This is a genomic window from Streptomyces indicus (assembly GCF_900100315.1).
Classification (GTDB): domain Bacteria; phylum Actinomycetota; class Actinomycetes; order Streptomycetales; family Streptomycetaceae; genus Streptomyces; species Streptomyces indicus.
Genome location: NZ_FNFF01000005.1, coordinates 120,934 through 133,504, shown reverse-complemented (window position 1 = coordinate 133,504; position 12,571 = coordinate 120,934). Strand labels below are relative to the sequence as shown.

The following is a 12,571-nucleotide window of genomic DNA, read 5'->3' as shown; positions in this document are numbered from 1 at the left end:
ACCCAACACCCTCGCGCCAAAAGCCCCTTGACGCACACCCGTGGTTGTACAACTCTAGTTGTACAACCACAGTTGAGGAGTTGCGGATGCCCATCGTACAAGCCGTCGACGCGCCCACCTTCACCCTGGGGCAGGCCACCTTCACCGGCCTCGCCGCGCCCAGTCGCGGAGCGCGGGAGACCTGCGTCTGGCGCACGCGGGCCGAGCCCGGCGGGGCGGGTGCCGAGCACTGGTTCGACCGCGAGGAGATCCTCGTCGTGCTCTCCGGCGCGGCCGTCGCGCGCTTGGGCGGCGTGGAGACCCGGGTCGAGGCCGGGGGCGCGATCATCGTTCCCGCAGGCTGCCGCTTCGCCGTGACCGCCGAGGGTGGTGCGGCCGTCGAGATGCTGGCCGTCCTGCCGGTCGGTGCCAAGGCGCATATGGTGGAAAACGGCGAACCGTTCGTTCCGCCGATGGCCATGTAGCCCGACGCCCCCTTTGCGAGGTATCGCCTCCCCCGGGCCGGGTACTCGTGAACGCCACCGGACCCGGCGGAGGGAGTGCAGGACGTGGCGACCCAGGAAAGCGGTACGAGAGCGGAGCTGCACAACGGGCGCAATGAGACGCCGGAGGAGCGCGCCGACCGGCAGTGGGCCGAACTGCTGCAAGAGGTGCGGGTCGCGCAGACCGGCGTACAGGTCCTCTTCGGCTTCCTCCTGACCGTCGCCTTCACCCCGCGCTTCGCCGAACTCGGCGATGTCGACCGCGGCATCTACCTGGCGACGGTGCTCCTCGGCTCGCTCGCCACGGGCGCGCTGATCGGCCCGGTCTCCTTCCACCGGATCGTCTCCGGGCGGCGCATCAAGCCGCAGACCGTCACCTGGGCCTCGCGGCTCACCTTCACCGGCCTGATCCTGCTGCTCGGCACGCTGGCGGCCGCCCTGCTGCTCATCCTGCGCGTGGTGCTGCACGACGGGATCGTGCCGTGGCTCGTGGCCGGCGTGCTCGCGTGGTATCTCGCCTGCTGGTTCGTGCTGCCCCTGTGGGCCCGCTACCGGCTCACCTCGCGGGACTGACCGCGACTCGGACGCCTCGGGCCTTTGTCCGATCCTCCAGGGTGCCGTCGGGGGCTCTGGAGGAAGCTCGTATCTGCGGGGCCAGAATGCGGACCGGCCTTGCAGATGCGAGCCTGACGGGCCTACTTTGTCGCACATGCAGTCGTACACCATCGGCCAGGCCGCCCGGCTTCTCGGCGTCAGCGCCGACACCGTCCGCCGCTGGACCGACGCCGGACGCGTCACCACGCACCGCGACGAAGGCGGCCGGCGGATGATCGAGGGGCGCGACCTGGCCGCGTTCGCGGTCGAGGTCGGCCAGGGCGCGCACAGCGACGACGAGGCGCCCTACACCTCGGCGCGCAACGCGTTCCCCGGGATCGTCACCGCTGTGAAGCTCGGCGACGTGGCCGCCCAGGTCGAGATCCAGGCCGGGCCGCACCGCCTGGTCTCGCTCCTGACCCGCGAGGCAGTGGAGGAGCTCGGCCTCGAAGTCGGCATGCAGGCCACCGCCCGCGTGAAGTCGACGAACGTCCATATCGACCGCACCTGAGCCGCTCTTCATCGCCCGTCGGCCCGGCACCTTGTCCGGACCGCCGGCCCACCCGCTCACCCTCACCCCGCCGTCCGTCCCCGGCGCCCAACCGCTACCCGCCGCACCGGCCGCGTCCGCGCCGCCTGTGCCGCCCGTGCCGCCCAAGGAGTGCCACCCATGACCATCGCCCTCACCCCGCGCCGTACCGCGGCCGCGGCCCTCACCGCGGCGCTGCTCGTTCCGCTCGCCGCGTGCGGCAGCGAGGCAAGCGGCGGCACCAAGGACGAGGCCGGGAAGAAGACCGAGCTGACCGTGCTCGCCGCCGCCTCGCTCACGGACGTGTTCAAGACCGCGGGAGCGGCCTACGAGAAGGCCCACCCCGGCACCACGCTGAAGTTCTCCTTCGCCGGCTCGCAGGACCTCGCCGCCCAGGTGAAGCAGGGCGCCCCCGCCGACGCACTCGTCACCGCGGACGAGAAGACGATGGACGGGCTGAGCGACGACACCGGCTCCCCGAGCGTCATCGCCAGGAACCGCCTCGTCATCGCCACCGCCAAGGGCAACCCGAAGAACATCAAGGAGCTGAAGGACCTCGAGAAGAGCGGCCTCAAGGTGGTGCTCGCCGCCCCCGAGGTGCCCGTGGGCCGGTACAGCGAGCAGGTGCTCGAACGGCAGGGCCTCACCGTCAAGCCGGTCTCGCAGGAGCCCAACGTGCGCGCGGTGCTCAGCAAGGTCGAACTCGGCGAGGCCGACGCCGGCATCGTCTACAAGACCGACATCACGGCCGCCGACGGCAAGGCCGAGGGCATCGACATCCCCGACGACCAGAACGCCGTGGCCGCCTACCCGGCCGCCACCCTCAAGGTCTCCGAGCATGCGGACGCCGCCGCCGAGTTCGTGAAGTGGCTCAGCGGCAGCGAGGCGCAGAAGATCCTCGCGGACGCCGGCTTCCAGAAGCCGTAAGGCCCACCCGGCCGTACCCGTACGGCCGGACCACACTGCACCGCACGACCGGTCCCCGCACGAGGGGGCCGGACCGCACCCCTCGGACGACGCCATGAGCCGCCAGCACCCGTCAACTCCCCGCCGACGCGCACCCGTTGCGCTGGCAGTGCCCGCCCTGCTCGCGATCGCCTTTCTGCTGATCCCGCTGATCGGCATCCTCGTTCGCACCTCATGGGGCGAGCTCGGGGCGCATCTGAGCAGCCCGGGCGTCACCGAGGCGCTGCGGCTCTCGCTCGTGGTCTCGCTCTGGTCGCTGGTGCTCTCGCTCCTGCTCGGCGTGCCGCTCGCCTGGCTGCTGGCCCGCGTCGACTTCCGCGGCAAGGCCCTCGTCCGCTCGCTCGTCCTGCTGCCGATGGTGCTGCCGCCCACCGTGGGCGGTGTCGCGCTGCTGCTCGGGTTCGGGCGGCGAGGGCTGCTCGGACCGTGGCTCGAGGACTGGTTCGGCATCACCCTGCCCTTCCACACCTCGGGCGCGGTGGCCGCAGCGACCTTCGTGTCGATGCCGTTCCTCGTCATCAGCCTGGAGGGCGCGCTCGCCGGGCTGCGTCCTTCGTACGAGGAGACGGCCGGGTCGCTCGGCGCCTCACCGCTCAGGGTGTTCTGGACGGTGACGCTGCCGATGGTCGCACCCGGCCTGGTCGCGGGCGCCGCCCTCACCTGGGCGCGTGCGCTCGGCGAGTTCGGCGCCACCATCACCTTCGCCGGCAATCTGCCGGGCACCACCCAGACCCTGCCGCTCCAGGTGTACCTGCTGCTCCAGGACCAGCCCGAGGCGGCCACCTCCGTCTCACTGCTGCTGCTCGCCGTGGCGATGGCCGTGCTCGTGTCGCTGCGCGGACGGTTCACCGGGGCGCCGCTAGGCGGCTCGCGCCGGCGCGTGGCGGCGGAGGACACCAACGGGAGCGGTGTGGCGGAGCAGCCCGGACCGCCCGCCGTGGCCACGGCCAAGTGGCCCCTGCACGCCGAGGTCACCGGCTTCGACCAGCTCACCCTCGACGCCGGTCCCGGCACCACCATCGCCGTCGTCGGCCCCAACGGCGCCGGCAAGACCACCCTGCTGCGCGCCCTGCTCGGACTCACCCCGCGAGCGCGCGCGGACCTGCGGCTCGGCGACCTCGACGTGACCGAGCTGCCCCCGCACCAGCGGGGGGTCGCCTGGGTGCCCCAGGACGGTGCGCTCTTCCCGCACCTCAGCGCCCTCGCCAACACCGCGTACGGGCTCAGGGCCCAGGGCATGGCGCGAGGCGAGGCGAGGCGCACAGCGCAGCAGTGGCTCGACCGGCTCGGCGTCGGCCACCTCGCCCACCGCAAGCCGGGCCAGCTCTCCGGCGGTCAGGCCCAACGGGTCGCCCTGGCGCGCGCGTTGGCGCCGAGTCCGCGGCTGCTGCTGCTCGACGAGCCGCTCGCCGCCCTCGACCAGACCACCCGCGCCCACGTCCGCCACACCCTGCGCACCCACTTGGCCGGGTTCGGCGGCGTCTGCCTGATCGTCACGCACGACCCGGTCGAGGCCGTGTCGCTGGCCGACCGCGTCCTCGTCCTGGAAGACGGCCGCACCTTGCAGGACGCGCCGCCCGCCGAGGTGTCGCGGCACCCGCGCTCCCCGTGGGTGGCACGGATGCTCGGCCGCAACGCGCTTCCCGGAACGGTCGCCGAGGACGGCAGCCTCACCCTCACCGACGGCGGGCGTCTGGTCCTCGCCGACCCCGCGGAGAAGGGCACGGAGGCGCTCGCGATCATCGCGCCCGAGGCGGTGTCCCTGCACCGGGAACGGCCCGAGGGCAGCCCCCGCAACGTCTGGAGCGGCACCGTACGGGAGATCACCACCGTCGGCAGCCGCATGCGGATTCTCGTCGGGGGCGAGCAGGCGCCCGACTTGGTCGCGGAGATCACCCCGCAGGCGGCGGCCGAACTCGGCCTCGCGGACGGGGTGTCCGTTTATACGAGCGTGAAGGCGACCGAGGTCACGCTGGTCACCACCTGACCAGCGCCCACCTCGGCCGCCTCATGGAGCCGAGCCGACACCGCTGAGGTCCGGCCTCAGCGGACCGCCTCGGTATTCAACCTGCGGGCTTGCTCAGCGCCTCGCCCTCAGCCCGCCGCCTTGCGCAGCGCCTCGATGCACGCCGAGAGCGCGCCCTGCAGCTCCTCCAGGCGCTTCACCATGTCGTCCTCGTAGAACTCGCCCGCGTCGTCGAAGGTCAGCTCCTCGAAGACCTTCGTCGCCTTCGTGATGCTGGAGTAGAACTTCGTGCGCCGCTCGGCCACCCGCAGCTCCGGGTCCGCCTCGACGGTCTCCTGGATCAGCGTCTTCACCGTGCCGTACGCCTCGGCCGCCCACTCGCCGGCCTCCTCGCCCTCGTCCAGCTCGTCGAGCAGCGAGAGGTGGCGCTCGGCCTCCTGACGCAGCTCGGCGGGGGCTTCGATGACCTGCCCCGCGGGCGTCTTGACCTGGCCGCCCTCGGCGACCTGGCGGACGAACTCGATCCGGTCCGAGACCTTGGTCTCGCTGGCGACGGCCTTCTTCAGCTCCTCGCGTGCGGCCACATCGCGCGCGAGGACGCCGCGCAGCTCCTCGTCCTCCTCGAGCCGGTCGAGCAGCGCGGACCGGGCGGCCTGCGCGGTACCGGGGTCGGCGAGGATCGCGGCCCGCAGCGCGGTCGGGTTCTCGGCCACCTCCAGTGCCTTGGTGGGGCGGATGCCCTCGGCCTCGGCCGCCGCGGTGATCGCCGTGCCGCGCACGGAGGTCGCGCTGGAGCGGGAGCTGTAGTAGCTCAACCAGACGTCGGCTTCCGGGAGTTCGACGTCGACGCCCGGCTGAAGCGCCTCGAACTGCGGCACCAGGCCGTCGTCCGCCGCCACGTCCCAGGCCTTGTAGAAGCGCATCACGCGCTCGGGCGAGCAGCCGGCGAGCTCCGCGAACCGCTTGGCCGAGACCTTGTCGCTCTCGTCCGCGCCCTGGCCGCCCGGGCGCACGCTGCGCGCCACCTTCAGGGCGAAGGTCCAGCCGCCGGTCCGCGCGTACGCGCCGAACTCGCGCGCGTCCCGCGCGATGGTCTCCGGCACGGCGTCCGCGCCGGCGGAGGTCTCGGCGGTCTGTGCGGGTACTTCGGGAGCGGGGATGGCGAGCGTCACCGGTGCGTCTCCTGCGGGTCGTAAGGGTCGTACACCCGCCGTCGTGGCGGGCAAACCCGCAGCATATCGGGCGGACGGGGCGCACCACGCAGTACGCGCGGCGCGCCCCGCGAGCAGCGCGCCGGTGCCGCGCGCCGCGGTGCCGCGAGGGGCGCCCCGCCCGGCCCCCGGCTCTCAGCAGCTCGGCTTCACCGCGTGCTCCGGGTCGAGGGCGTTCAGCGCGAGCCGCAGCGCCAGCGGGTCCTCGTCGAGGTTGCTGTGCGTCGCGAAGTTCCACGGACAGACGTCCTGCATCAGGATGTTGGTGACGCCCGGGCCCTTGAGGTACTGCCCGTTGTACGGCGTCACGCCGGTGTCGTAGCGCGAGGCGATGACCGTGTACGAGACGCCCGGCAGCGTGTCGCCGCCGGCGTTGAGCTTCTGCAGGAAGGGCGAGCCGGCCATCTGGTCGCCGCAGGCCGGGCAGGTGACGTCCGAGACCACACCCCCGATCAGGTTGAGCAGGGCTGCCAGCCACGGCTGGTCCTTGAGGAGGCCGGAGACGATCGGCGACTGCGAACCGTGGTTGGAGGGACCGAGCCCGACGAGGGTGTGCACCTTCGACTGCCCGCCCTCGAACTTCATGTACTGACGCGGCATCATCCCGCCCTGCGAGTGGCCGACGACGTCCACCTTCTTCGCGCCCGTGGCCGCGAGCACCCCGTCCACGAACACACCGAACTGCCTGGCGGACTGCGCGACGGGCGCCGTGCCGCCGCCGACCAGCGACAGGACACCGCCGCCCTTGCCGTAGTCGAGCGAGAAGACGCAGTAACCGGCCGACTTGTAATGGGGCGCAGTCTTGGCCCACACATGGCCGTTGGCGAGCGTGCCGTGCGCGAGGATCAGCGGACGCGGATGGGCGGGAGTCGGTTTGCAGGACCAGTCGTTGGCGCCCGTCAGGCCCACGGTCGCGAGCTTCTTGGCCTCCGCGACCGGATCACGCTCGGCACCGGAAGCACCGGAAGCACCGGAAGCACCGGTGGCGCCCGAGGCATCGGGTGAGGCGGCAGCGGGGGAGAGGGCCGGCAGGGACAGGGCGAGTGCGGCGGCGAGGACGGTGACCATCCGGGGGAGACGCATCGGAGCTCCAGGTGCATCCAGGTGCAGGGCGGGGACAAGGTGATCACCACGCGTGGTCGGTGATCACCGCACATCTATGACCGCGCTGCCACACCAGGCCGCACTTCCGCCGCCCGCGCTGCTCCGACTGGCGGTAGATTCGACCGCCGGATCTTCGTGACGGATCCGGTACGGGGAACGGGGGACACGTGGACTGGGGCACGCTCATCGCCGCCGTCAGCGGCGGCACACTCGCCATGGCGGGCACCGTACTGGCCGACCATCTGCGCCATCGGCACGAGCAGGACCGCGGGCTGGGGGAGCGGCGCCGGGCCGTGTACCTGGACTTCATCGCCGCCGCCGAGGGCTGCCACGCGAAGCTGCGCGCCCTGCGGCCGGACGCCGAACCGGAGGTTCTGGCGCGCGAGGCGCGGGCCGCGCTCGCCGATTCGGGGATCTACGAGGCGCGCGAACGGCTCTTCATCGACGCGAGCGCCGCTTCGGCGAGCGCGGGGCAGGCCATGTTCGAGCAGCTGCGCCGCTTGCAGCGGACGGTGGGCGAGGGCGCGCGGCCCGAGTCCGCCGCGTACCACGACGCGTACCACGCGTACATCGGCTCGGTCTGGGCCTACCGGGTCGCGGTCCGCGGGGAGCTGGACGGCAAGGCGCTCGGGCCGGGGGAGTTCGGGTGGCAGCGGTGGGACGGGCGAGACCGCTGCGAGCTGTGCGGGGCCTCGGCGTAGCGGCGAATCCTTTTTGCGTTTTGTTGCGTGGATGTGCAAGTATTGCGGAGCGCTCGGTCGAGGGTGGAAACACCTCCTGAGCAGTACGGACGTACGCATGCGGCCTGATCGGCAGGCCCGCACCAGGCCCGGGAGAGGAGGCGGTCATGGATTCCAGCAGTCCGAGTCGGTATCGGCTCCGCGCAGTCCCCATCACCCCGCTCCCGGCCGGGCGGCTCCCTCTGAGCTGAGCCCTCGCACCTCCGCGTGCGCACGGCCGTGAGCCGAACGCAGTCACGGAGGTGCCGTCATGGCCGCCCTCTTCCCGCACACCATCCGTCTCAACTCCCGCTTCACGCCCGCCGCTTGGCGCCGCGCCCTCGTCCGGATCATCGACCGGCTGGCCGACGCTCCGCTCGACCAGAGCGTCGTCCAGGCGGCGCCGACGAGGAACGCGACCGCCGCGCGCCGCGGGTGCCCGCCCACGCGGAGCGCGGCGCCCGCCCGCCGCGGATTCGCCAAGCCGCGGGCCCGCTGGTACACGGTCACCGGCGCCGACGGCAGGCCGCACCTCGTGGCCGAGTGGCGCCGCGAGGACTGACGCGAGGGTCGGGCCTGCCTCCTCAAGGATGCTTGCGGGCCCCCTTGAGTGCCTTGTCCACCGCGTTGCGCGGGCCGTACACCGCGATCCCCACCAGATCGAGCTGATCGCCGGGGACCGCGCGTACGGCCGCGCGATTGGCGTCGTCGTGGCCGGTGCCGAACAGGTCCGCGGTGAACACCGCCGTCGTCAGGCCGCGCGCGAGCGCCTTGGCGTGCGCTGCGGCCATGGTCTCCTTGCCGCCCTCGAAGACCATCACCGGCTGCCGGAACATCGGCAGATACGCGGTCCCGTCCGCGTCCTCGTACGGCTCGCCGATCACCTCGCCGGCCGTGCTGCCGAGTCCGCTGACCAGGAACGCGGTCACGTTCAGGCGCTGCCAGCTCTCCAGGTCCTCGCGCAGCAGCACCGCGATCTTCGTATCGAAGCGGACGGGCGCGACGGGCGGCACGGACCCGGCGGCCGTACCGCCGGCGGCACTCGGATTGATCTCGTTGTCCATGCCCTGAGACTGCCGAACGCCTGCCGGGCAGGTCTTGTACGTTCCTTGCATGGCGTCCGGTCAGCAGATCACCGCTTGGCGTCCCGAGGTCGCGGGCGTCGTCGAGGTCTTCCACGCCCGCTTCACCGAGCACGCGTATCCGATGCACGTGCACGAGGCCTGGGCCCTGCTCATCGTCGACGAGGGCGCGGTCCGCTACGACCTCGACCGGCACGAGCACGGCATCCCCAGCGACACCGTCTCGCTGCTGCCCCCGCACGTCCCGCACAACGGCTCCGCGGCCACCCCGCAGGGCTTCCGCAAACGGGTCCTCTACCTCGACGAGTCCCAGCTCGACCGCTCACTGATCGGTGCCGCGGTGGACAGCCCCGAGCTCCGCGACCCCGTACTGCGGCGCAGGATCGGCCAGTTGCACACCGCGCTCGGCCGTCCCGGCGACGAACTGGAGGCCGCGAGCCGGCTCGCCCTGATCGGCGAACGGCTGCGCGGCCATCTGCGCCCCCGGCTCGCCGACTCCCCGCGTCCCGCGGACCGGACGCTCGCCCACCGGCTGCGCGAACTCCTCGACGCGCACCAGGTCGAGGGCATCGTCCTGGAGGAGGCGGCGGCCCGGCTCGGCGCCCATCCCACCCATCTCATCCGGGCGTTCGGCGCCGCGTTCGGCATCGCGCCGCACCAGTACCTCATGTCCCGTCGCATCGACCACGCCCGCCGGCTGCTGCTCGCCGGGCACACGCCGGGCGAGACCGCCGTGACGGCCGGCTTCTACGACCAGCCGCATCTCACCCGGCACTTCAAGCGCGTGGTGGGCACGACCCCGGGACGGTACGTGCGCTCACGCCGCGCGTGACGCGAACGGTCTCCCGGACTCCGGTCAGGACGAGAGGAGCGAACTCCGTTCAGGGCGAGGCGAGTTCGAGCAGCCGGGCCGCGAGCCGCTCGATCCGCTCGTGCCAGACGTCCCGGGCCCGCCCGGGGTCGCCGGACCCGTCCACGGTGAGGATCAGCCGGGCGCCGTGCCCGGTCCCCTCGGTGAACTTCCAGCGCACCAGCTCGCCCAGGGGCGTCCGGTACGCCAGCACCTCGGGTTCCCGCACCTCCGTGATGTGGCCTTCCTCGTACGAGGCGGCCGTGAAGCCCCGCGGAACCGCAACCCCTTCCGACACCCGCTCCCCACCGGCCAGTTCGGACCAGACCACATCCGCGGGCCGCAGCAGCTGACGCTCGAAGCGCACGAGCGTGCCCTCGATCTCGCCGCGGCCCAGGTCGAACTGCTCGAGATACGCCTCGTGCAGATCGCCCCGGTCCGCGTCCACGTCCACGGGCTCGCCGTCGAGCAGCTGGCCGAGCGCCGTGAGGCACAGATGCCAGCCCGAGGCGAAGCTGGCCCCGCCGAAGCGGTCGCCGAAGGTGTGCGTGAGCGTGAGCAGCGAGCCCTCGCCCTCCGGCGTGATCTCCCAGCGCAGGTGGTCCTCGCCCCACTCGAAGGCGAAGACGTGCGGCTCGTCGGCGTCGGTGACCCGTCCGGTCATCCCCGGCCCGTCCTCGCCGGGGAAGTGGAAGCCCATGGCGCCGCCGGGCTTCAGCTCCACGGAGACCTCGGACGGGAACCACTGGGCCAGCTGCTTCGGCTCGGTGATCGCCGACCAGACGGCGGCCGGCGGATGGGCGAGGCGGCGGCGCATGACCAGGGCGGTGCGGCCGTCGCCGGTGGTGAGGGTGTCGGCTTCGGGGTTCATGACGGATCGTCCTTCAGCTGGTCCAGATGGCGTTCGAGGCGGTCGAAGCTGGCCGACCACAGGTGCCGGTAGTGCGCGAGCCAGGCGTCGAGCTCGGCGAGCGGCTCGGGCCGCAGCTCGTACCGGCGGCGCTGCCCGTCCTGCCGTACCCGCACCAGGCCCGCCTCGCGCAGCACCCGCAGATGCTTCGAGGTATTGGGCTGGCTCAGGCCGAGCTCCGCGGTCAGCTCGCCGACCAGGCGCGGCCGCTCCAGGAGCAGGTCCAGGATGCGCCGGCGCTGCGGCTCGGCCAGGACGTCGAACGGTATGGGCATATCTCCAACATACGCCGTGGGTTATATAACTGCAACGGCATGTATGGGTGGTGGCCGAGCCGCTCTGCTCATCCGGCGTAACCCAGCGCGAGCCCCGCCCGTGGTGCGCGGGAGCGTGAGGGGACACGGACGAACGGACGGAGCCCTCGCATGATCGACGACGCCCCCGCCGCACCCCCGGTGCGCACCTGGCCCGCACAGGACCTCACCGGCCTCGACTTCGACCCGGTCCTGGGCGAGCTGATGGACGCGGGGCCGCTGCACCGGATCCGGCTGCCGCACGGCGAGGGCTGGGCCTGGCTCGCCACGCGGCACGAGGACGTCCGGATGATCACCAACGACTCCCGTTTCGTGCGGGGCGCGGTGACCGAACGGCAGATCACCCGGCTCGCCCCGCACTTCAAGCCAAAGCCGGGCTCGCTCGCCTTCGCCGACGGCGCCGACCACCACCGGCTGCGCCGCATCGTCGCGCCCGCGTTCACCGCCGCCGGTGTGGAGCGCGTCCGCGTCAAGGCGCAGCCCATGCTCGACGGTCTGGTGGACGCGCTCCTGGACGAGGGGCCGCCGGCCGACCTGGTGGCGCGCGTGCTCGCGCCGTTCCCGGTCGCCGTGGTCTGCGAGGCGATGGGCGTACCGCCGGGGGACCGGGCCCAACTCACCGACTGGACCGACCAGATCGTGTTCCCGTCCGCCGACCCGCGCACCACCGGTCAGGTCAAGGAGCAGTTGTACGCGTGGCTGGCCGATGCCGTCCGGGCGCGCACGGACTCCGCCGGCGAGGACATCCTCTCGCTGCTCGGCGCGGCCGTGGCGCGCGGTGAACTCACCGCAGAGGAGGCGGCCGGTGTGGCCGGTCCGCTGCAGATCGGCGGCGAGGCCGTCACCAACAACACCGGCCAGATGCTCTACCTCCTGATGACCCGCCCCGCCCTGCTCGCCCGCCTCGTCGACGAACCCGCGCTGCGCCCGCGCGCCCTCGACGAACTCCTGCGCTACATCCCGCACCGCAGCGCCGTCGGCCTCGCGCGGATCGCCACCGAGGACCTCGACCTGCGCGGCCACCGCATCAGGGCGGGCGAACCCGTCTACGCCTCCTACCTCGCGGCCAACCGCGACCCCGAGGTGTTCTCCGCACCCGAGGAGATCGACTTCGACCGCAGCCCCAACCCGCATGTCTCCTTCGGCTTCGGCACGCACTACTGCACCGGCGGACTCCTTGCCCGCCTCCAGATCGACCTCCTGATGAACACGCTCCTCGACCGCCTCCCCGGACTGCACCTGGCCGTACCGCCGGAGGAGGTCACCTGGCGGCGCCACGCCCTCATCCGCGGCCCGCGGAACCTGCCGGTCGCGTGGCAGGCGTAGAGTCCCGCGGTCATGGAGCCCACCCGCCGTCCCGCGCCCCCGACTGGACTGCGCCGCGCCCTCTTCCGTGCCCCGATCCGCTTGTACCGCATGGGACTCGGCAGGCTCGTGCCGAGCCGGCTCCTGCTGCTGCATCACACCGGCCGTGTGTCGGGACAGCCCCGGCAGGTGGTGATCGAGGTCGTCGAGCACGAGCGGTCCACCGGCTCGTACATCGTGTGCTCCGGCTTCGGTCCGAAGTCGCAGTGGTACCGCAATCTCCTCGCGCACCCCGACGTCACCATCCAGGTCGGCGCACGCCGCCTGGCCGTCACGGCCGAACCGCTCGGCCGCGAGGAAGGCGGCGCGGTCATGGCTGGCTATGCGGCCCGCCACCCCCGCGCCGCCCGCAGGCTGGCGGCGTTCATGGGCTTCCGCGTGGACGGCTCCGCGGAGGACTACCGCGCGGCCGGACGCGAGCTGCCGTTCGTCCGGCTGCGGCCCCGATCCCGCCGTTGACCCGCACGCGGCCCGATCCC

At 72.6% G+C, this 12,571-nt stretch carries 15 protein-coding genes; 10 read left to right on the top strand and 5 right to left on the bottom strand.

Annotated elements, in window-relative coordinates:
* Positions 1-86 precede the first annotated feature (86 nt).
* From BLT97_RS15160 to BLT97_RS15140, 5 genes are all read left to right on the top strand, one after another.
* A complete protein-coding gene (locus BLT97_RS15160) occupies positions 87-464 on the top strand; it encodes a cupin domain-containing protein (protein ID WP_176953772.1) in 378 nt (125 codons plus the stop codon).
* Between the two features lie 84 nt (positions 465-548).
* A complete protein-coding gene (locus BLT97_RS15155) occupies positions 549-1,055 on the top strand; it encodes a DUF6328 family protein (protein ID WP_245769343.1) in 507 nt (168 codons plus the stop codon).
* A gap of 136 nt (positions 1,056-1,191) precedes the next feature.
* Entirely contained in the window at positions 1,192-1,587 is a 396-nt protein-coding gene (locus tag BLT97_RS15150) for a TOBE domain-containing protein (RefSeq protein ID WP_093610263.1), read from the top strand.
* A gap of 159 nt (positions 1,588-1,746) precedes the next feature.
* A complete protein-coding gene (gene modA / locus BLT97_RS15145; RefSeq protein WP_093610261.1) occupies positions 1,747-2,532 on the top strand; it encodes a molybdate ABC transporter substrate-binding protein in 786 nt (261 codons plus the stop codon).
* Positions 2,533-2,626: 94 nt separating this feature from the next.
* Positions 2,627-4,558, top strand: coding sequence for an ABC transporter permease (locus tag BLT97_RS15140; RefSeq protein ID WP_093610259.1), 1,932 nt, complete (start codon positions 2,627-2,629; stop codon positions 4,556-4,558).
* Positions 4,559-4,665: 107 nt separating this feature from the next.
* Here the strand turns inward: BLT97_RS15140 and BLT97_RS15135 are convergent, their stop codons facing one another.
* Both BLT97_RS15135 and BLT97_RS15130 read right to left on the bottom strand, forming a co-directional pair.
* Positions 4,666-5,709 (bottom strand): hypothetical protein, encoded by a 1,044-nt coding sequence (locus BLT97_RS15135; protein ID WP_093610257.1) that lies wholly within the window; start codon positions 5,707-5,709, stop codon positions 4,666-4,668.
* Positions 5,710-5,883: 174 nt separating this feature from the next.
* Positions 5,884-6,831: an esterase/lipase family protein gene (locus BLT97_RS15130; protein ID WP_093610255.1), complete on the bottom strand. Its 948-nt coding sequence runs from the start codon at positions 6,829-6,831 to the stop codon at positions 5,884-5,886.
* Positions 6,832-7,019: 188 nt separating this feature from the next.
* On the opposite strand from BLT97_RS15130, the gene BLT97_RS15125 reads away from it, so the two are divergent.
* Positions 7,020-7,553 (top strand): CchlQ, encoded by a 534-nt coding sequence (locus BLT97_RS15125; RefSeq protein WP_093610253.1) that lies wholly within the window; start codon positions 7,020-7,022, stop codon positions 7,551-7,553.
* 289 nt (positions 7,554-7,842) lie between these two features.
* Positions 7,843-8,133 (top strand): hypothetical protein, encoded by a 291-nt coding sequence (locus BLT97_RS15120; RefSeq protein ID WP_093610251.1) that lies wholly within the window; start codon positions 7,843-7,845, stop codon positions 8,131-8,133.
* Between the two features lie 22 nt (positions 8,134-8,155).
* Here the strand turns inward: BLT97_RS15120 and BLT97_RS15115 are convergent, their stop codons facing one another.
* Complete coding sequence (locus BLT97_RS15115) at positions 8,156-8,635, bottom strand: DUF2000 domain-containing protein (RefSeq protein WP_245769342.1); 480 nt, start codon at positions 8,633-8,635, stop codon at positions 8,156-8,158.
* Between the two features lie 49 nt (positions 8,636-8,684).
* Here BLT97_RS15115 and BLT97_RS15110 point away from each other — a divergent pair, with 49 nt between their 5' ends.
* Positions 8,685-9,485 (top strand): AraC family transcriptional regulator, encoded by an 801-nt coding sequence (locus BLT97_RS15110; RefSeq protein WP_093610247.1) that lies wholly within the window; start codon positions 8,685-8,687, stop codon positions 9,483-9,485.
* A gap of 49 nt (positions 9,486-9,534) precedes the next feature.
* On the opposite strand, the gene BLT97_RS15105 is transcribed toward BLT97_RS15110, so the two are convergent.
* Positions 9,535-10,374 (bottom strand): SRPBCC family protein, encoded by an 840-nt coding sequence (locus BLT97_RS15105; protein ID WP_093610245.1) that lies wholly within the window; start codon positions 10,372-10,374, stop codon positions 9,535-9,537.
* Positions 10,371-10,688 carry an ArsR/SmtB family transcription factor gene (locus BLT97_RS15100; RefSeq protein ID WP_093610243.1) on the bottom strand — a complete coding sequence of 106 codons (318 nt, stop codon included), beginning with the start codon at positions 10,686-10,688 and terminating at the stop codon, positions 10,371-10,373. Before BLT97_RS15100 ends, BLT97_RS15105 begins: the two co-directional genes overlap by 4 nt.
* A gap of 150 nt (positions 10,689-10,838) precedes the next feature.
* Between BLT97_RS15100 and BLT97_RS15095 the strand changes: the two genes are divergently transcribed.
* Complete coding sequence (locus BLT97_RS15095) at positions 10,839-12,053, top strand: cytochrome P450 (protein WP_093610241.1); 1,215 nt, start codon at positions 10,839-10,841, stop codon at positions 12,051-12,053.
* A gap of 12 nt (positions 12,054-12,065) precedes the next feature.
* A complete protein-coding gene (locus BLT97_RS15090; protein WP_093610239.1) occupies positions 12,066-12,551 on the top strand; it encodes a nitroreductase family deazaflavin-dependent oxidoreductase in 486 nt (161 codons plus the stop codon).
* Positions 12,552-12,571: the final 20 nt, after the last annotated feature.

Bases quoted from the DNA above. Each gene is read 5' to 3' on its own strand.
- BLT97_RS15160 (WP_176953772.1), top strand. From the start codon at position 87: ATGCCCATCGTACAAGCCGTCGACGCGCCCACCTTCACCCTGGGGCAG.
- BLT97_RS15150 (WP_093610263.1), top strand. From the start codon at position 1,192: ATGCAGTCGTACACCATCGGCCAGGCCGCCCGGCTTCTCGGCGTCAGC.
- modA (WP_093610261.1), top strand. From the start codon at position 1,747: ATGACCATCGCCCTCACCCCGCGCCGTACCGCGGCCGCGGCCCTCACC.
- BLT97_RS15140 (WP_093610259.1), top strand. From the start codon at position 2,627: ATGAGCCGCCAGCACCCGTCAACTCCCCGCCGACGCGCACCCGTTGCG.
- BLT97_RS15130 (WP_093610255.1), bottom strand. From the start codon at position 6,831: ATGCGTCTCCCCCGGATGGTCACCGTCCTCGCCGCCGCACTCGCCCTG.
- BLT97_RS15120 (WP_093610251.1), top strand. From the start codon at position 7,843: ATGGCCGCCCTCTTCCCGCACACCATCCGTCTCAACTCCCGCTTCACG.
- BLT97_RS15115 (WP_245769342.1), bottom strand. From the start codon at position 8,635: ATGGACAACGAGATCAATCCGAGTGCCGCCGGCGGTACGGCCGCCGGG.
- BLT97_RS15110 (WP_093610247.1), top strand. From the start codon at position 8,685: ATGGCGTCCGGTCAGCAGATCACCGCTTGGCGTCCCGAGGTCGCGGGC.
- BLT97_RS15105 (WP_093610245.1), bottom strand. From the start codon at position 10,374: ATGAACCCCGAAGCCGACACCCTCACCACCGGCGACGGCCGCACCGCC.
- BLT97_RS15100 (WP_093610243.1), bottom strand. From the start codon at position 10,688: ATGCCCATACCGTTCGACGTCCTGGCCGAGCCGCAGCGCCGGCGCATC.
- BLT97_RS15095 (WP_093610241.1), top strand. From the start codon at position 10,839: ATGATCGACGACGCCCCCGCCGCACCCCCGGTGCGCACCTGGCCCGCA.
- BLT97_RS15090 (WP_093610239.1), top strand. From the start codon at position 12,066: ATGGAGCCCACCCGCCGTCCCGCGCCCCCGACTGGACTGCGCCGCGCC.